This window comes from Mesorhizobium sp. RCAM 05099, from assembly GCF_059683685.1.
In genome coordinates this window covers 3,634,427-3,653,091 of record NZ_CM185035.1, presented here as the reverse complement: position 1 = coordinate 3,653,091, position 18,665 = coordinate 3,634,427, and the positions used below count along the sequence as shown (strand labels likewise).

The 18,665-nt window shown below is 62.3% G+C and carries 15 protein-coding genes and 1 tRNA gene; 11 read left to right on the top strand and 5 right to left on the bottom strand.

Features of this window, described 5'->3' with window-relative positions; all coding sequences use genetic code 11:
• Nucleotides 1-159 precede the first annotated feature (159 nt).
• Nucleotides 160-1,788 carry a DNA alkylation response protein gene (locus AC56QQ_RS17870; protein ID WP_497122855.1) on the bottom strand — a complete coding sequence of 543 codons (1,629 nt, stop codon included), beginning with the start codon at nt 1,786-1,788 and terminating at the stop codon, nt 160-162.
• A gap of 171 nt (nt 1,789-1,959) precedes the next feature.
• Here AC56QQ_RS17870 and AC56QQ_RS17865 point away from each other — a divergent pair, with 171 nt between their 5' ends.
• The 10 genes from AC56QQ_RS17865 to AC56QQ_RS17820 all read left to right on the top strand — a co-directional run bounded on the left by AC56QQ_RS17865 (nt 1,960) and on the right by AC56QQ_RS17820 (nt 12,025).
• Complete coding sequence (locus AC56QQ_RS17865; RefSeq protein ID WP_091574854.1) at nt 1,960-2,925, top strand: aspartate carbamoyltransferase catalytic subunit; 966 nt, start codon at nt 1,960-1,962, stop codon at nt 2,923-2,925.
• A complete protein-coding gene (locus tag AC56QQ_RS17860) occupies nt 2,922-4,208 on the top strand; it encodes a dihydroorotase (RefSeq protein ID WP_497122854.1) in 1,287 nt (428 codons plus the stop codon). The genes AC56QQ_RS17865 and AC56QQ_RS17860 overlap by 4 nt, the downstream gene beginning before the upstream one ends.
• 78 nt (nt 4,209-4,286) lie before the next feature.
• Nucleotides 4,287-4,874, top strand: coding sequence for a glycerol-3-phosphate 1-O-acyltransferase PlsY (gene plsY / locus AC56QQ_RS17855; RefSeq protein ID WP_497122853.1), 588 nt, complete (start codon nt 4,287-4,289; stop codon nt 4,872-4,874).
• Complete coding sequence (gene dprA / locus AC56QQ_RS17850; protein ID WP_497122852.1) at nt 4,871-6,010, top strand: DNA-processing protein DprA; 1,140 nt, start codon at nt 4,871-4,873, stop codon at nt 6,008-6,010. The genes plsY and dprA overlap by 4 nt, the downstream gene beginning before the upstream one ends.
• Before the next feature lie 191 nt (nt 6,011-6,201).
• Complete coding sequence (locus tag AC56QQ_RS17845; protein ID WP_497122851.1) at nt 6,202-7,086, top strand: dihydrodipicolinate synthase family protein; 885 nt, start codon at nt 6,202-6,204, stop codon at nt 7,084-7,086.
• Nucleotides 7,087-7,109: 23 nt separating this feature from the next.
• A complete protein-coding gene (locus AC56QQ_RS17840) occupies nt 7,110-7,769 on the top strand; it encodes a GntR family transcriptional regulator (protein ID WP_497122850.1) in 660 nt (219 codons plus the stop codon).
• A 62-nt stretch (nt 7,770-7,831) separates the two neighbouring features.
• Nucleotides 7,832-9,169 carry an ABC transporter substrate-binding protein gene (locus tag AC56QQ_RS17835; RefSeq protein WP_497122849.1) on the top strand — a complete coding sequence of 446 codons (1,338 nt, stop codon included), beginning with the start codon at nt 7,832-7,834 and terminating at the stop codon, nt 9,167-9,169.
• Nucleotides 9,169-10,107, top strand: coding sequence for a carbohydrate ABC transporter permease (locus AC56QQ_RS17830; protein WP_497122848.1), 939 nt, complete (start codon nt 9,169-9,171; stop codon nt 10,105-10,107). Before AC56QQ_RS17835 ends, AC56QQ_RS17830 begins: the two co-directional genes overlap by 1 nt.
• Nucleotides 10,108-10,926: a carbohydrate ABC transporter permease gene (locus AC56QQ_RS17825; RefSeq protein WP_091574874.1), complete on the top strand. Its 819-nt coding sequence runs from the start codon at nt 10,108-10,110 to the stop codon at nt 10,924-10,926.
• Between the two features lie 40 nt (nt 10,927-10,966).
• On the top strand, nt 10,967-12,025 hold the full coding sequence (locus tag AC56QQ_RS17820) for an ABC transporter ATP-binding protein (protein WP_497122847.1): 1,059 nt from the start codon (nt 10,967-10,969) through the stop codon (nt 12,023-12,025).
• Nucleotides 12,026-12,073: 48 nt separating this feature from the next.
• Here the strand turns inward: AC56QQ_RS17820 and AC56QQ_RS17815 are convergent, their stop codons facing one another.
• Both AC56QQ_RS17815 and AC56QQ_RS17810 read right to left on the bottom strand, forming a co-directional pair.
• On the bottom strand, nt 12,074-12,754 hold the full coding sequence (locus AC56QQ_RS17815) for an outer membrane protein (RefSeq protein ID WP_497122846.1): 681 nt from the start codon (nt 12,752-12,754) through the stop codon (nt 12,074-12,076).
• Between the two features lie 1,630 nt (nt 12,755-14,384).
• Nucleotides 14,385-14,460 (bottom strand) — tRNA-Lys (locus tag AC56QQ_RS17810).
• Between the two features lie 302 nt (nt 14,461-14,762).
• On the opposite strand from AC56QQ_RS17810, the gene AC56QQ_RS17805 reads away from it, so the two are divergent.
• Nucleotides 14,763-15,248 carry a BA14K family protein gene (locus tag AC56QQ_RS17805; RefSeq protein ID WP_489861630.1) on the top strand — a complete coding sequence of 162 codons (486 nt, stop codon included), beginning with the start codon at nt 14,763-14,765 and terminating at the stop codon, nt 15,246-15,248.
• Nucleotides 15,249-15,319: 71 nt separating this feature from the next.
• Here AC56QQ_RS17805 and glpK read toward each other — a convergent pair whose 3' ends face one another.
• Both glpK and AC56QQ_RS17795 read right to left on the bottom strand, forming a co-directional pair.
• On the bottom strand, nt 15,320-16,810 hold the full coding sequence (gene glpK, locus AC56QQ_RS17800) for a glycerol kinase GlpK (RefSeq protein ID WP_497122845.1): 1,491 nt from the start codon (nt 16,808-16,810) through the stop codon (nt 15,320-15,322).
• Between the two features lie 92 nt (nt 16,811-16,902).
• The gene (locus AC56QQ_RS17795) at nt 16,903-18,630 is read right to left on the bottom strand and encodes an ABC transporter substrate-binding protein (RefSeq protein WP_023764872.1); all 1,728 of its coding nucleotides are present in this window, start codon (nt 18,628-18,630) and stop codon (nt 16,903-16,905) included.
• Between the last annotated feature and the right edge of the window lie 35 nt (nt 18,631-18,665).

Below are 18,665 nucleotides of genomic sequence, written 5' to 3'. Positions count from 1 at the left end.
TTTGAACCATTCCGTGCTCTCGCCAGACAGTGGGCTTTGCCGCCCGTCGCCGCAATGGAAACCATTTGTTAAGGTTAACGGCCATCCACAGGGTGTTGCGACGATGCCGGTGAGCGCCTTGAATCAGGATGCGGTACCGGTTTGCGCGACGTTCGTGGGTCAGTTCATCGGCGGATAGAGCGTGTCAATGATCATGCGCGCGTCATGGCGCGAATCGAGCATGCCATAGGTGTTGCGCCACTGACCGGCCAATCGCGTCTCGACGAAGGCATCCGCGATTCGCCCTGCCCCTAGCCGGCGCAATTCCGCCGCCGCCGCCGAAAGCGCCAGTTGTTCGGTGAGCAGCCTGGCGGAACCTTCGTCGGTCGCAGCGACCTGCATCGCCGCCTTCAGCACGCCGATCGTGCCGCGTCCGCCAGCGCCGAGATCTCGGTCGATGCCGGCCAGCACATCCTCGAACAAACCAGGCGCGCGGCCGAGCACGCGCAGCACGTCGAGCGCCATGACATTGCCCGATCCTTCCCAGATCGCGTTGACCGGAGCTTCGCGATAGTAGCGGGCGAGTGGCGCCTCCTCGACATAACCATTGCCGCCGAGACACTCCATCGCCTCATAGAGCAGCGGCGGCGAGATCTTGCAGACCCAGTATTTGACGACCGGCGTCATGGCGCGGGCAAACGCGGCCTCGCCGCGATCGCTTGCCGCCTCGTCGAAGGAACGCGCCAGCCGGAACGACAGCGCCGTGGCGGCGGCGACGTCGAGCGCCATGTCGGCCAGCACGCGCTGCATCAGCGGCTGCTCGATCAGCGTTGAGCCGAACACCTGGCGATGGCGGGCGTGATGAACGGCCTCGGCCAGGCCGGCGCGCATGATCGCCGAAGACGCCACCGCACAGTCGAGCCGTGTCAGCGTCACCATGTCCATGATCGTCTTCACGCCGGCACCTGGTTCGCCGACCATCTCGCCGATGGCGTTGACGAATTCGACCTCGGAGGAAGCGTTGGAACGATTGCCGAGCTTGTCCTTCAGCCGCTGAAAGCGAAAGCCGTTGCCCGACCCATCGCCGAGAATGCGCGGCACGAGGAAGCACGACAGCCCCTCCGGCGCCTGTCCAAGCACCAGGAAGGCGTCCGACATCGGCGCCGACATGAACCATTTGTGTCCGGTCAGGCGATAGAACCCGCTGCCGGCCCGTTCCGCCCTTGTCACATTGGCGCGCACATCCGTGCCGCCCTGTTTCTCGGTCATGCCCATGCCGAGCGTCAGCCCCGCCTTCTCGACCGGCGGCTTCTGGCTCTGGTCATATTTGCGCGTCGTCACGCGCGGCGCCCATTCGCGAAACAGTTTCGGGCTGGCCATCAATGCCGCCAGCGAAGCGCTGGTCATGGTGATCGGGCAAAGATGTCCGGTCTCCAGTTCCGCGGTCAGATAGAACCGGGCGGCCCGGACCTGATGGCGGCGGCCGATCTCGGCGTCGCCATTTTCCCAGACCGAGGAATGCAGCCCGTTCGCCACCGAGCGGCGCATCAAGGCGTGATAGGCGGGATGGAACTCGACCAGGTCGATGCGCCGTCCCCGGCGGTCATGTGTCCTCAGCTTCGGTGTCTCGACATTGGCGAGGCGGGCCAGCTCCTGCGCCTCCTGCGTCAGCACGAAACGGCCGAGCCCGTCGAGATCCTTGCGCACAGGATCGGAAAAGCGTTCGGCAAGCTGGATCAGCAACGGATCGCCCCGCCAGGCGTTGCCGCCCGTCAGCGGCGGCGGCTGGTTCGTCACGTCGTCGGTCACGCCCAATCCTTCTACGGGTAGACTTGTCGTCAGAGAGCCACGAATCCGGGGCCATCGGCTAGATATAGCCAAGCGTTGCCGCCCGCGCGACGAAAATACCGGGGAGAATGGCTTCAATGCAAAGCTGGCGCTTGCGGCCGCAAAATCTCCACCCTATAGCAGCGCCTTGAGATGACCGACGCTTCGTCCCTGCCACTCTATCCTCACCGCCATCTTCTGGGCATCCGCGATCTTTCGCCCGCCGACATCGAGCTTCTGCTCGACCGGGCGGATCGGGCGGTCGCGATCTCGCGGCAATCCGAGAAGAAAACCTCGACGCTACGCGGCCGTACCCAGATCAACCTGTTCTATGAGGCCTCGACGCGCACGCAGTCGTCGTTCGAACTCGCCGGAAAACGGCTTGGCGCCGACGTCATGAACATGTCGGTGGCAAGCTCCTCGGTAAAGAAGGGCGAAACGCTCATCGACACCGCGATGACGCTCAACGCCATGCGGCCCGATATCCTGATCATCCGCCACCAGTCGGCGGGCGCCGCCGCCCTTCTGGCGCAGAAGGTGGGCTGCTCCGTGGTCAATGCCGGCGACGGCGCGCATGAACACCCGACGCAGGCGCTGCTCGACGCGCTGACCATCCGCCGCGCCAAGGGTCCGTTGTCAAAGCTGATCGTGGCGATCTGCGGCGACATTCTGCATTCGCGCGTGGCGCGCTCGAACATCATGCTGCTCAATGCGCTTGGCGCACAGGTGCGTGTCGTTGCGCCTTCGACCCTCCTGCCCTCCGGCATCGACAAGATGGGCGTCATCGTCACACACTCGATGGCCGAGGGCCTCAAGGGCGCCGACGTTGTGATGATGCTGCGCTTGCAACGCGAGCGGATGGAAGGCGCTTTCGTGCCTTCGGTGCGCGAATATTTCCGTTATTTCGGCCTCGATGCCGAAAAGCTGAAGGCGGCCAAGGACGACGCGATGGTGATGCATCCCGGGCCAATGAACCGTGGCGTCGAGATCGCCTCGGAAATCGCCGACGGCCCGCAAAGCGTCATCCAGGAACAGGTGGAGATGGGCGTCGCCGTACGTATGGCGGTGATGGAAGCGCTGCTCGACCCGCGCCGCAACCACGAGGGCCGCGGCGCATGAGCATAACGGTCTTTGAGCGCGCCCGCATTGTCGACCCCTCTCGCGGCATCGACGAAATCGGCTCCCTTATTGTCGACGGCAGAAAAATCGCTGCCACCGGCAAGGCGGCACTGAACCAGGGCGCCCCGGGAGGCGCCACTGTCATCGACTGCGCCGGCAAGGCGATCATTCCCGGCCTGATCGACGGCCGCGTCTTCATTGGCGAACCCGGCGGCGAGCATCGCGAAACCATCGCTTCGGCGAGCGTCGCGGCGGCGGCCGGCGGCGTCACCTCCATCGTCATGATGCCCGACACCGATCCGGTGATCGACAACGTGGCGCTGGTCGAGTTTGTGCTGCGCACCGCCAAGGACACGGCATGCGTCAACATCTTTCCGGCGGCGGCGATCACCAAGGGCCTCGACGGCCGCGAGATGACCGAGTTCGGCCTGCTGCGCGAAGCCGGCGCCGTCGCCTTCACCGATGGCCGCCACACCATATCAAGCGCGCTGGTGATGCGCCGCGCGCTGACCTATGCGCGCGATTTCGGCGCCACAATCGTGCATGAAACGCAGGATGCCGACCTCGCCTCGTCAGGTGTCATGAACGAAGGCCTCTATGCCAGCTGGCTCGGCCTTTCCGGCATCCCGCGGGAAGCCGAATCCATCCCGCTGGAGCGCGATCTCGCGCTGGCGCGGCTGACGCGCGGTTCCTACCACGCGGCGAAGATCTCGACGGCGATGGCGGCGGACGCGGTGAAGAGAGCGAAAGCCGACGGCGCGACCGTGACATCGGGCGTGTCGATCCACAATCTGTCGCTCAATGAAAACGACGTCGGCGAGTACCGCACCTTCTTTCGCCTGACGCCGCCGCTGCGCGCCGAGGAAGACCGGCTGGCGATGATCGAGGCGGTCAGGGACGGCACGATCGACATCATCGTCTCCTCGCATGACCCGCAGGACGTCGACACCAAGCGCCTGCCCTTTGCCGACGCGGCAGCTGGCGCCATCGGGCTCGAAACACTGCTGGGCGCGGCTTTGCGGCTCTACCACAATGGCGATGTGCCATTGCTCAGACTGATCGAGACCTTGTCCACCGCGCCGGCAAGACTGTTTGGACTGCCCGGCGGAACGCTGAAACCGGGGGCAATGGCGGATCTTGCGCTGGTCGATCTGGACGAACCCTGGATCGTCAGCGAAAGCGGCATCCGCTCACGCTCGAAAAACACCTGTTTCGAAGGCGCGCGGCTGCAGGGCAAGGTCTTGCAAACGCTGGTTGCGGGCCGCACAGTATTCTCGGCCTGACCTGAATCACGGCATATCCTGAGGTCCAAGGTCAGCATCAGGCGCCACAAGCCGATCTAGGGAATACAGGGGGGAACAATGACTTACGGCCTGATCTTGGCGCTGGTGTTCGGCTATCTCCTCGGCTCGATCCCCTTCGGGCTCCTGCTCACCCGCGCGGCCGGCCTTGGCGATGTGCGCAAGATCGGCTCCGGCAATATCGGCGCCACCAATGTGCTGCGCACCGGAAACAAGGGCCTCGCCGCCGCGACGCTGCTTCTCGACGCGCTGAAGGGCACCGCCGCCGTGCTGATCGCAGGCCATTTCGCAACTGACTTGGCGGTCTGGGCCGGCCTTGGCGCCTTTCTCGGCCATCTTTTCCCGGCATGGCTGGGCTTCAAAGGCGGCAAAGGGGTCGCCACCTATCTTGGCGTGTTGGTCGGCCTTGCCTGGCAAGTGGCGCTGATTTTCGCTGTTGTCTGGCTGGTGATGGCTTTCCTGTTCCGGTTCTCATCGCTTGCAGCGCTGACAGCAGCCGTCGTGGTGCCCATCGCCCTGTATTTCCTGAGTGCGCCGCAGATTGGCGCCTTGTTCGTGGTGATGAGCGTGATCGTCTTCATCAAGCACCGGGAAAACATTTCGCGCCTGCTTGCCGGCACCGAGGGCAAGATCGGAGCCAAGGGGTGAGCGAGCCGTCCGCCGGGCCGCGCCTCAGCGACCGGCAGCGGCTGAGCTGGTTGCGGCTGATCCGCACCCAGAATGTCGGCCCCGCCTCCTTTCGCGACCTGATCAACCGCTTCGGTTCGGCCGAGGTGGCGCTGGAAATACTGCCGGAACTGATGATTTCGGGCGGCGCCAGCAGGATCGCCCGCATCACTTCCGTTGCTGAAGCCGAGGCGGAGTTGGAGGCAGCCCGGCGGGCGGGCGCACGCTTTGTCGGCATCGGCGAGCCAGACTATCCGCCGCTGTTGCGGAGCATGGACAATCCGCCACCGCTGTTGGCGGTCAAGGGCAATGCAGCCGTGTTCCGGCTGCCGGGGGTCGCTATCGTCGGTGCGCGCAACGCATCGCTCGCCGGCATCAAGATGGCGCGCATGCTGGCGGCGGATCTCGGCCGCGACGGCTACGCAATCGTCTCCGGCCTGGCGCGCGGCATCGATACGGCGGCGCATCAGGGCAGTCTTGCGACCGGCACGATCGGAGTGCTGGCGGGAGGTCTCGACCTCCCCTACCCGCCCGAGAATGCCGGCCTGTGCGATGACATTGCCGAGCGCGGCGCCATCATCTCGGAAATGCCGTTCGGCTGGCAGCCGCGCGCGCAGGATTTTCCGCGCCGCAACCGCCTGGTCGCCGGCGCCGCCCTTGGCCTGGTGGTGGTCGAGGCCGCACAACGTTCGGGGTCGCTGATCAGCGCTAGGCTTGCCGGCGAGATGGGCCGGCTGGTCTTCGCCGTGCCCGGCTCACCGCTCGATCCGCGCGCCGCCGGCACCAACGGTCTGCTCAAGGACGGCGCCACGCTGGTTACCGAAGCCGCCGACATTTCAAGGGCGATCGCCCCACTGACCGGCATGCGGGCGCCGGAAGTACCGCCATTTGAAGAGCCGCCCGACTTCTCGGCCGCTACGCCACCCGGTGAGAGCGACCGCGCCAAGGTGATCGAGGCGCTCGGCCCGACGCCGGTCCCGGTCGACGAGATCATCCGCCACACTGGCCTGCACCCGGCCCAGGTCTTCATGATTCTGCTCGAACTCGACCTCGCCGGCCGGCTGGAGCGCCATGCCGGTGGCAATGTCTCGCTGGTTTTCGGAAGTTCTTCTTTCTGACTGAGGCGTCGGTGACGCCTCGCTCGCCTCGAAGCGACATTTTTCGCGTTTCGGAAGCGGCGGATGCCGTTGTCGCGGAACGAGAGAAGGCCGTCGCCATGCGGGGACTCTGAAAAAAAGTACGAGCCCGGTTTACAACTAACATGTTAGTGAGGTATCACTGCCTGCAAGCTTCTTTCGGAGACTTCCTGGTGACATCACGCTTTGGCCTTTCAGCCGCCCTCGCCACGCCTTTTGACGCCTCCGGGCAGATCGCCATCGCCCCCATGGTCGCGCAGGCCAGGCGTTGCCTGGCCGAGGGTTGTGGCAGCGTGACGCTTTTCGGCACCACTGGTGAGGGCGCGTCGGTAGGCGCCCAGGAACGACGGTCGGTGACCGAAGCCATGTTGGCAGCCGGGATTCTGCCACGGCAGATCGTTGCCGGCGTACTGGTCGACGCCGCCGAAGACGCCGCCGAACAGGCCCGACATGCCTTGCAGCGCGGCGCCCGCAACATTCTCGTTGCGCCGCCGAGCTACTTCAAGAATGTCGGAGAAGACGGTCTTTTCGGCTGGTTTTCCGCCGTCTTTGCCGCGCTTGGTCCCCTCGCCCGTGGCGTGCTGCTCTACAACATCCCCTCGGTCACGATGGTGCAGCTTTCGCTTGGCCTGATCGGCCGGCTGCGCACCGCGTTCCCGGATGTTGTCGCCGGTGTCAAGGATTCAGGCGGGGATTGGAGCTACAGCGAGGCCCTGCTCGGCGCGCATGGCGATCTGGTGATCCTGATCGGTGACGAACGCCATCTGGCACGCGCGGTGCGATTGGGTGCTCAAGGCGCGATCTCCGGCATGGCCAATTTCGTTACCGGCGAAATCCGCGCCATGGCCGAGGACGGACGCGACGATGCGCGCGTCGAGAGCTTCGTGCTCGAATTGCTCAAATATCCGGTCACGCCGGCGGTGAAAGTCATGGTGGCGCGCAAGACCGGCGACGACCGCTGGCTGGCGGTCCGCCCGCCGCTGGAGCCGATCGCTTTGCAGGGGCGGCAACAGCTTGCCGCCGCCTATGACAGGTTGTTTGCAACGGAGCCGGCCTGACCGGCAAAGGGATATGCCCTAAAATGGAAGACGGCAGCGAACCGACCACCCTTAGGGAAAAAGCCTATGCCAGCTTCACGCGGCATTTGCTGGCTCGCGATCTGCTGCCGGGCCAGTTCGTATCGCAGCGCGAACTGGTTGCCTTCACCGGACTGCCGCTCGGCGCCATTCGCGAAATCGTGCCGCGTCTCGAGGCCGAAGGACTTCTGACGACGATCCCGCAGCGTGGCATGCAGATTGCCCATATCGACATCAGTCTCATCCGCGAGGCTTTTCAGTTCCGACTGTTCATGGAGCGTGAAGCGGTGGCGCTGTTCACCGTCAGCGCTTCCGATGACGAACTTGCTCGCCTGCGGCGCGAACACGAGGAGATGCTGGCGCAAGCCCTTTCGCAAACGCCGACGCCGGAAATGGAAGCCAAGGCCCAGAACATCGACTGGGCGATGCACGACACCTTCATCAATGCACTGGGCAACGAGATCATCGCCAAGGCCTATCTGGTCAACTCGGTCAAGATCCGGCTGATCCATCAGGAGCGCTTTCGCATCGACGGACGCGTCGTGCCGGTCATGCGCGAGCACCTGGCGGTCATCGAAGCCATGGAGAGCCGCGACCCGCAGAAGGCGGTGGAGGCGATCAGCCTGCATATCGACAAGGCGCGCCGGCTGGCGCTGCAGATCTGAGGAAGCATGAGCCGCGCCGCGGTCGCGGCGCAATCCACAACGACAGCAACCGGGAGGAAGAAATGTCGTCCAATCTGTTCAACCCAACCAGGAGGCAACTCCTCCAGGGAACCGCGGCACTAGCCGCCGCCGGCATTGCGGGTGTCCGCCCGAGTTTTGCCGTGGGCGTCGACTGGAAGCGGTTTGCCGGCACGACGCTTGACGTCAATCTGGTCAAGAGCCCGCGCAGCGACACCCTGATAAAATATCTCGCCGAGTTCGAGGAACTGACCGGCATCAAGGTCAATGCCGAGGCGACGCCCGAACAGCAGCAGCGCCAGAAGACGGTGATCGAACTGAGCTCCGGCAAGCCGAGCTTCGACGTCGTGCATCTGAGCTACCATGTGCAGAAACGGCAGTTCGAAAAGGGCGGCTGGCTGGCCGACATCGCCGGCTATCTGGCCGATCCCACCCTCACCGATTCCGGGCTGGTCGAAAGCGATTTCGCCGCCGCTGGCATGCTGTTCGCCAAGGATGGCCAGGGCGTCCTGCGCTCGCTGCCTTTCTCGGTAGACTACTGGATCGTCTACTGGAACAAGGAGCTGTTCGAGGCCAAGGGGCTCAAATACCCTGAAACGTTCGAGCAATTGGTGGCCGCCGCCGAAGCGCTGACCGACCCGTCGACCAACACCTACGGCTTCGTCGCCCGCGGCCTGAAGAACGCCAACACCCCGGTGTGGACGTCGATCATGCTCGGCTACGACATGACGCCGCTCGACGACAAGGGAAAGCTGCGCACGACGTCACCTGAAGCGATCGAGGCCGCCGCCCTCTACCAACGGCTGATGACCAAGTCCGCTCCTCCGGGCGTCACCGGCTTCAACTGGGCCGAAGCGCAGTCCGCCTTCCTTCAAGGCAAGATCGGCATGTGGTTCGACGGCGTGGGTTTTGCCCCGCCGATGGAAAATCCGGAAAAGTCGCGAGTGGTCGGCAAGGTCGGCTATGGCGTCATGCCCAAGGGGCCCAAGGCGCATGCGGCGGGCACGTTCGGTGACGGCATCGGCGTAACGGCCGCCAGCGAGAAGAAGGAGGCCGCCTATCTCTTCTGTCAGTGGGCGGTGTCGCCGGTCATGGGCGCGCGGCTGCTGCAGGCTGGCGCGGGCGTGCCGTTCCGCAAATCGGTGCTTGAAGATCCCAAGGTGCGCGAAGGCGTCACCATGCCGGCGAGTTGGCTCGATGCGGTGGTTGGCTCCGGCAATGTCAGCCGGCTGTCGCTGCCGGTCATCATCCCGGTCACCGAGTTCCGCGACATCTATGGCGTGGCGCTGACCAACCTGATCGCCGGTGCGGATCCGGCCGAAGAGCTTAAGAAGGCCACCGAACAATTCCAGCCAGTCCTCGACAGGAGCGAGCAAGGCTGATGTCCGCCACCACCCCAGAACGCACCGGGGTGACGACGCAAGCCATCGAAGAGAGCCAGGCGGTTCGCGTGGCTCCCAACTACTGGCCTTTCGTCGTCCCGGCGCTTGTCGTCGTCGGCGCCGTGATCGTCTTTCCCTGGGCCTTCACGCTGTGGATGAGTGTCAACCGCTGGACGCTCGGCCAGTCGCGAAGCTTTGCCGGGATGGAAAACTACCTGCGGCTGGCTGTCGACCAACGCTTCTGGGAATCGCTTATCCACACGCTGACCTACACGGCCCTCTCGGTTGCCGCGCCGATGTTCCTCGGCACAGTCGCGGCGCTGATCTTCGACGCCAAATTTCCGCTGCGCGGTCTGTTGCGTGGCGTCTTCGTGATGCCGATGATGGCAACGCCGGTCGCGGTGGCGCTGGTCTGGACGATGATGTTCCATCCCCAGCTCGGCGTGCTCAACTACCTTCTGTCGCTGCTCGGCATCCCGGCGCAGGAATGGATTTTCAACGCCAACACCGTCATCCCCTCGCTGGTCGCGGTCGAGACCTGGCAGTGGACGCCGCTGGTGATGCTGATCGTGTTGGGTGGGCTGGCGTCGGTGCCGCGCGAGCCGTTCGAGAGCGCCGAAATCGATGGCGCCAATGCCTGGCAGCAGTTCCGCTATCTCACTCTGCCGATGATCGCGCCGTTCCTGATGATCGCGATGATCATCCGCACCATCGATGCGCTGAAGAGCTTCGACATCATCTACGCGATGACCCAAGGGGGGCCAGGGACGGCCTCGGAAACCATCAACATCTATCTCTACAACACCGCCTTCTCCTATTACGATGTCGGCTATGGCTCGGCCATGGCCGTGGTGTTCTTCATCGTCATCGTCGCTCTGTCCTTCATCCTCCTGATGCTGCGCCAGCGCTCCGAGTGGATCGGCGTGGAGGGCAAATAGATGAGTTCACTGCTCAACCGGATCGGGCTGTTTTTCGCGGCTCTCGTCTTCGTCTCGCCGGCGATCCTGTTCTTCCTCTGGATGATCTCGCTGTCGTTGAAATTCGAGATCGACAACGGTGCCTATCCGCCGATCCTGATCCCCGAACATCTCGCCTGGTCGAACTATGCAAAGGTGTTCGAGGAAAACAATTTCCTGCTCTATTTCTGGAACTCGGTTCTGGTGACCGGCACCGCGACACTGCTGGCGCTGCTGATCGGCGTGCCGGCCGGCTATGGCATCGCCCGGCTCAAGGCCGAACGGTCGGCGGTCGTCATCATGATCGCCCGCATGACGCCGGGGCTTTCCTATCTCATCCCGCTCTTCCTGCTGTTCCAATGGGTCGGCATTCTCGGCACGCTGTGGCCGCAGATCATCATCCATCTCGTGGTGACGGTACCGATCGTGGTCTGGGTGATGATCGGCTATTTCGAGACCACGCCGATGGAGCTGGAAGAGGCAGCCAACATCGACGGCGCCAGCGCCTGGCAGGTGTTCCGGCTGGTCGCCTTGCCCATCGCCAAGCCGGGCATCGTCGTCGCCTTCATCCTGTCGGTCATCTTCTCGTGGAACAATTTCGTCTTCGGCGTAGTGCTCGCCAGCCGCGAGACGCGCACGTTGCCGGTGGCCGTCTACAACATGCTCTCCTACGAACAGGTGAGTTGGGGACCGCTCGCCGCCGCCGCACTGGTGGTGACGCTGCCGGTGCTGGTTCTGACCCTATTTGCACAAAGGCAGATCGTCGCGGGGCTGACCGCCGGCGCCGTCAAGGGCGGCTGAAGGCACGGTCCGGCATCACACTCTTTTCGAGGAAAAACCAATGGCATCGGTGACAATCAACAATGTGCAGAAGGCTTTCGGGTCCGCCAAGATCATTCACGATGTCAGCGTCGATATCGCCGATGGCGAGTTCGTCATCCTGGTCGGGCCGTCGGGCTGCGGAAAATCGACGCTGCTGCGCATGATTGCCGGGCTCGAAACCATCTCGGGCGGCAGGATCGCCATCGGCGATCGCGTCGTCAACAATCTGCGGGCGCGGGACCGCAACATCGCCATGGTGTTCCAGAACTACGCGCTCTACCCGCATATGACGGTGGCCGACAATATGGGCTTTGCCCTGAAGATCAAGAAAGCCGATCCGGCCGACACCGCCAGCCGCGTCGGCAGGGCCGCCAACATTCTCGGCCTGGACAAGCTGCTCGACCGCTACCCGCGCCAGCTTTCCGGCGGCCAGCGCCAGCGCGTCGCCATGGGCCGCGCCATCGTGCGCGATCCGCAGGTTTTCCTGTTCGACGAGCCGCTCTCAAATCTCGACGCCAAATTGCGCGTCCAGATGCGCGGCGAGATCAAGGCGCTGCACCAGCGGCTGGGCACCACCACCATCTATGTCACGCATGACCAGATCGAGGCGATGACCATGGCCGACAAGATCGTCGTGCTGCATGACGGCCTTGTCGAGCAGATCGGCGCGCCGCTCGATCTTTACGATCGCCCGGCCAATCTTTTCGTTGCCGGCTTCATCGGCTCGCCAGCCATGAACTTCATTGCCGGCCGCGTCGAGGAAGGGATTTTCCGCAGCACCAGCGGACTGACCCTGCCGTTGCCGGAAGGCGTCCATCCGGCGCATGCATCGGGGGGCGAACTCGTCTACGGAATACGCCCCGAACATATCCGTGCGACTGCCCAGGGCGTCCTTGGCACGGTCACGCTTCTGGAAGCGACAGGATCGGAAATCTTCGCCAGGGTGGATTGCGGCGGCGAGGAAATCTCCTGCCTTTTCCGCGAGCGGCTAGCCCTGAAGCAGGGCGAGCAGGTGCGCATCGAGATCGACCGCGCCTGTTCTCATCTGTTCGACGCCAGAACCGGCCGGCGACTCTAGTGATTGTAGCCAACTGGTCCGGCGCCTAGCATTTGGAACAGTATCAAATCAGAACTTATAGGCGATCCCGATCCGGAGCTCGTTGGTCTTGACGTGTTCGTGCTCTTCCCAGCCCGGGTCGGTGTTGTCGGTGACAGTCGTGACCTTGCCGAAATCTGTATAACGATATTCAGCCTGACCGACCCAGTTTTTGTTGAAAGCATAGGCGACGCCAGCGCCGATCGTCCAGCCGGCCTTGACTTCCGACTTGGAATCCGTTGCCGCGCCATCCTCGAACTTCGTGCGGATATCTCCCAGCGCCAAACCACCGGTGACGTAGGGCAGCCAATTGTCGAAGGCATAACCCAAGCGCCCGCGCAATGAGCCTTGGGCGTTAACATGGGTATTGTCATCACTGCCAAACGGCCAGTCCGGGTTGTGGCCGACAATTCCGGAGGCCTCGATATCGCCTTCGATGCCGCCGACGACGTTGCCCCATTGCATATTATAGCCGGCAAAAATACCTCCGGTGACTCCACGGACCCTGAAGCTATCCGAGTAATCCGAACTGCCGGAGACGACGCTTTCATCTTGGATGTGGTCTCTGCCCCAAGCATAACCGATCTGGCCGCCGACATAGGCACCTGTCCAATCATACGTGGAAGCGACCGGAAGCTCATTTACAACATCGGCTGCCATAGCCGACGTAAGAGTGGTGCCCAGAATCGCTGCAGCCAGAATGTATTTCATTGCCTGCCCCCGCGCCGTGCGCAAAACAAAATCTATATTGGGATATATCAGAAGAATTCCCTTACGGAAGCTGGCGGAGGGTGAGGGGTCCCGTATTTCCCAAAACTGTTGCGGCGATGCAACTTACATATAGAGAATGGCCGGCGCCACTCAGTGGGAGGTTGCCTGATTGGCGCCGGCCAGACGGTCCTGTTTCGGATCGCCACGCGACCAGCCATACCTGAGTCTTTACGTTACGTCATGTGGGGGGGCATTGGATGGCTCCCGTTCTCAATTTCAGAAATATAACCTTCGTTGTGCCGCCCCCTCAGCAGAGGTTGCCATGCCTCAAAAGGCCCTTCCCGCAAGTGCGGCATCCGATGTGCTGCAAATCGACAAAGCTCGATATCCAGGCGCTGATAGACAGGCTTGGGCCCTGTCACGGATCGCGGCATCAGGATCCAGTCGGAATATTCGGCTGCTCGAGATGGAACTCCGCGGGCCGCGACCGCCATCCGGTGTTCTTCACGGTCATCCCTGACTGCGAGGGCCAGCAGCGGGAGCGGAATCGGGGCTGGAAGCCGACTTTTGAGCGAGGGTTACGAGCCGTTACCTTACGTCAGGGCTCACGACACCGTGCTGCAACACTGGTCCGGCATGTTCTTTGCGTCAGCTACATTGAGTGGGCAACGGAGCCGAAACCATGCATCGAAACGACGCAGAACTGTGTGCGCGGGCGAGCGCACGGGGCATCAGGATCTATCAACGTTCAAAAACGGTTTGGATTGCGGAGGGGAGTTATAAAGGCCGCACCTTTGAGGTGAAAGGACGCACTCCGGGACCTACGCTCGTATTGTGGAAGGAAGCCACCCGATACAGAGGTTCAGGAATATAGATATGGCCCGCGGCCTGGCCTCTGCCTTCAGCGAATCCATTTTCGCAAAAGATGGCCCGCATCCAAGTCGATCGTTCGTTCGATCGGGATATCAAAATACCAGACGGCCGCCTCGTACTATCTAGCGCAAACTGCGATGCGCCCTCCACATCGCAACAATCAGCCCCGCTTCGGCGGGGCTCTTGTGCTATAATAGCACAAGTAACTTCTACCCAACCTGACGGGCGGCACTCCAGTACAACAGAGATCTACCGACTATGCGGCAGCCGCGTTCGCGGAAACGGCACGATCGTCAACAACGGAGCCTTCTGGAATTCTGCGGCCGCTATTTCTTCAATCATCACGTCAAGCCTCGCACAGACGCTCCGGCTCGTTTCGTCTTGGCCGCAAAGGCGGTTTTGTGCGCACTCCAAAAGCTCTCGCGCTACAGCGAAATCGCTTTGCATGGCAACACCACGGGTTAGCACGGCACTCGTATCGTCACCCCACTTAGTTGCGCGATTGCTAATATAAATATCGGCAATTTATGGATTGTTTGAAAGAAGCGGCGAGCATCATGAAAGATGGTAGACGCAGATTCCTATCTGGCGCATCGCGCTAACGAGCCCCTGCCGCCCAGCGTGCGCCATCCATGCGCCACCGAATCCCCGCCAACAGCTCGAAATCCTCGGGAAACTCCGGAAACGCTGGCAATTAAGGCAAATCATCATACTGCGTGAAATAACACCGGATTTGTTGCTAACTTATTGAATTTATTGGTGAGCGCGATGGGATTCGAACCCATGACCTACTGATTAAAAGTCAGTTGCTCTACCGGCTGAGCTACGCGCTCCCGCGGGCGCGAAAGGCTGCCCTCGAAATTGCGCGGAACATAGGGAGAGTGCCTCGGCCGGTCAACCGGAAAAAGAGCGCTGGCAAGCCGGGCTTTCGCAGCCCTATCACCGTGCCTGACCGGCCGTTTCAATCAAGAGGGAAACGATCCTGGCCAAGCCATTGTACGCCTCTCGCCAGCGCTGCGCACGGGCTGGAGAAACATTACAAATCAGTAACTTGGCATTTGGCGAGGAACCTTCCCCCGCATCGCCCGTTGTCTCGCCACAAGGGACGTCAATCACCCTTTCGAAGGAGAAGACAATGAACAAGATCGTATCGGGTATACTGGCGACCTCCCTGTCAGTTTCGTTCGCGGCGGCCGCCATGCCGGCCAATGCAGCGCAGATATTCGTGCCGCAGGCACCGGAGGCTTCGTCAAATATTCTGAACATCGAAGCCCGCAACGGTGATCTCCAATGGAAGTACCGTCATGGGGACCGCCGGAATTTCAACCGCAATCGGACCTTTGCCCGAAACAGCGGCAATAGCGTCTATTGGAATGGTCATCGCGGCTATCGCGAATACCATCGCGGCTATCGTCGCCATGGCGACAACTGGTTCCCGCTGGCTGCTTTCGCCACCGGTGCCCTGATCACCGGCGCCATCATCAACAACGAGAACAATCGCGTCTATGAAGGCAACGCGCATGTCCAGTGGTGCTACGACCACTATCGCAGCTATCGCTCTTCGGACAACACCTTCCAGCCGAACTACGGCCCTCGCCGGGAATGCCGGTCCCCCTACTGATCCGGGGATGAGCATCGCTCTCTGACGAGTGTTGGACAGAAGCCCGCGCCGGAAACGGCGCGGGCTTCTCTCTACGCGCTCAGCGTCCTGCGAACAGCGTCGCGCCAACCTGCGAGTTTGACGGCTCGAGTGGATTCTTCCATGTCCGGCTGGAACCGTCGCTCAAGCGCCCAGCTTTTCGCGAACTTCTTGGTATCCGGCCAAACACCGGCTTTCGAACCGGCGAGCCACGCAGCGCCGAGCGCCGTCGTCTCCAGAATGGTCGGACGGTCGACCGGCGCGTCGAGAATGTCGGCCAGCCGTTGCATGGTCCAGTCCGATGCCACCATACCGCCATCGACCCTGAGCACCGTTTTGGCCGAAGTCCCCTTCCAGTCCCTGCGCATGGCGTCGAGCAGGTCGCGCGTCTGGTAGGCCACGGCTTCCAGGGCGGCCCGGGCAAACTCCGCCGGTCCGGAATTACGGGTCAGGCCAAAGATGGCGCCGCGTGCCTCGGCGTCCCAGTGCGGTGCGCCGAGCCCGACAAAGGCCGGCACCAGATAGACGTTTTGCGTCGGATCGGCCTCGGCCGCCAACTTGCCGCTCTGCTCGGCCTTGCCGATCACCTTGATGCCGTCGCGCAACCACTGCACAGCGGCACCGGCGATGAAGATCGAGCCTTCCAGCGCATAGGTCGTCTTGCCGTTCAGCCGGTAGGCGATGGTCGTCAGCAACCGGTTCTTCGAGCGCACCAGGTCGGCACCGGTGTTGAGCAGCGCGAAACAGCCGGTGCCATAGGTGGACTTCATCATGCCCGGCTCAAAGCAGGCCTGACCGATGGTCGCGGCATGCTGGTCACCGGCGACGCCGAGAATTCTTATTTCGGCACCAAAGAGGTTTTTGTCCGTGATTCCATAATCATCGGCGCAGTCTTTGACCTCAGGCAGCATTTTGGCAGGGATGTTGAGGATAGACAGCAGCTCGTCGTCCCAGGCATTCTCTGCGATATTGTAGACCAGCGTGCGCGAGGCGTTGGTGGCGTCCGTGGCGTGGACCTTGCCGCCGGTCAGCCGCCAGATCAAAAAGCTGTCGATGGTGCCGGCCAGCAGTTCGCCCTTCTCGGCGCGTTTTCTGGCGCCCTTCACCTTGTCCAGCATCCACGCGATCTTGGTGCCGGAGAAATACGGATCGAGCAGCAGGCCGGTCTTTTTCGTGAATGTCTTCTCCAGCCCCTGTTTCTTGAGCTTGTGACACAGCGGCGCGGTGCGCCGGTCCTGCCAGACGATGGCATTGTGGATCGGCTTGCCGGTCGCCCTGTCCCAGATGACGACGGTCTCGCGCTGGTTGGTGATGCCCAGCGCCGCCATCTCGGAGGCATGCCGGCCGGCCTTCTTCAGTGCCGCCTTCACTGTCGCCACAACGCTCGCCCATATCTCCTCGGGATCGTGCTCGACCCAACCGGACGCCGGGTAGTGCTGGGTGAATTCCTTCTGCCCACTGCCAACGACCTTCATCTTGTCGTCGAACAGGATCGCCCGGGTCGATGTCGTTCCCTGGTCGATCGCCAGCACAAAACCGCTCATTCCAACGTTCTCCGCCTTGATACAAAGAAGGGAGACGGCAACAAGCCGCCTCCCCAATTTCACACGGGCGCGAGCGCCCGCATAGGACAGTCTTACTTCTGCCAGCTCTTCACCAGCTCATCATAGTTGATGGTGATCGGCTTTTCCTTCTCGTTCTCGATCTTCAACTGAGGAGCGAGATTGCCTTTCTTGACCGCGTCGGCGTTCCAGTAGGCGAGATCATGCTCTTCGGCCATCTTCGGGCCGATATCGCCCTGGACGCCCGACTTCTCGATGCGGCTCATGACCTTTTCCTGCTCGCCGCACAGCGAGTCCATTGCTTCCTGCGCCGTCTTGGCACCCGACGACGCATCGCCGATCGCCTGCCACCAGAGCTGTGCCAGCTTCGGATAGTCAGGCACGTTGGTGCCGGTCGGCGACCACTGTACACGGGCCGGCGAGCGGTAGAACTCGATCAGACCGCCGAGCTTGGGCGCACGTTCGGTGAAGCTCTTGTCGTGGATCGTGCTCTCGCGGATGAAGGTGAGGCCGACATGGCTCTTCTTCACGTCCACGGTCTTCGAGGTTACGAACTGCGCGTAGAGCCAGGCGGCCTTGGCGCGGTCCGTCGGCGTCGACTTCATCAGCGTCCAGGAACCGACGTCCTGATAGCCGAGCTTCATGCCGTCCTTCCAGTAGACACCGTGCGGCGACGGTGCCATGCGCCATTTCGGCGTGCCGTCGTCGTTCAGCACCGCCTTGGCGCCCGCGTCGACCATCGAGGCGGTGAAGGCGGTGTACCAGAAGATCTGCTGGGCAACCGCGCCCTGCGCCGGGACCGGTCCCGATTCGGAGAAGGTCATGCCCTGGGCTTCAGCCGGAGCGTAGGCCTTCAGCCAGTCGAGATACTTCTGGATCGAGTAGACGGCAGCAGGACCATTGGTGTCGCCGCCGCGTGCCGTGCAGGAGCCGACCGGTCGTGAATTCTCGTCGACCTTGATGCCCCATTCGTCGACAGGCAGGCCGTTCGGAATGCCCTTGTCGCCATTGCCGGCCATGGACAGCCAGGCATCGGTGAACCGCCAGCCGAGCGACGGGTCTTTCTTGCCGTAGTCCATGTGGCCGTAGACCTTCTTGCCGTCGATCTCGCGGCCGGTGAAGAACGCGGCGATATCCTCATAGGCAGACCAGTTGACCGGAACGCCGAGGTCGTAGCCGTACTTCGCCTTGAAGTCCGCCTTGTTCTTCTCGTCGTTGAACCAGTCGTAACGGAACCAGTAGAGGTTCGCGAACTGCTGGTCGGGCAGCTGGTAGAGCTTTTTGTCCGGAGCCGTTGTGAACGAGGTGCCGATGAAGTCCTTGAGGTCAAGGTTCGGATTGGTGACATCCTTGCCCTCGCCCGCCATCCAGTCGGTCAGATTGCGCACCTGCTGGTAGCGCCAGTGGGTGCCGATCAGGTCGGAATCGTTGACCCAGCCGTCATAGAGGTTCTGGCCGGTCTGCATCTGGGTCTGGATCTTCTCGACGACGTCACCTTCCTGGATGACGTCATGCGTGATCTTGATGCCGGTGATGGCGGTAAAGGCCGGCGCCAGCACCTGCGATTCATACTGATGCGTGGCGATGGTTTCGGAGACGACCTTGATGTCCATGCCGGCGAACGGCTTGGCTGCGTCAATAAACCACTGCATTTCGGCTTCCTGGTCGGCGCGCGAAAGCGTCGAAAGCGGGCCTATCTCCTTGTCAAGAAAGGCTTTTGCTTCGTCCATCCCCGCATAGGCATTGCCCGCGCCCAGCAATAGGACAAGGGCAGTCGTTGATGTTAAAAATTGCCGTCGCATTAGTTTCCTCCACTGTTTCAGGTTTCAAGTGCGAT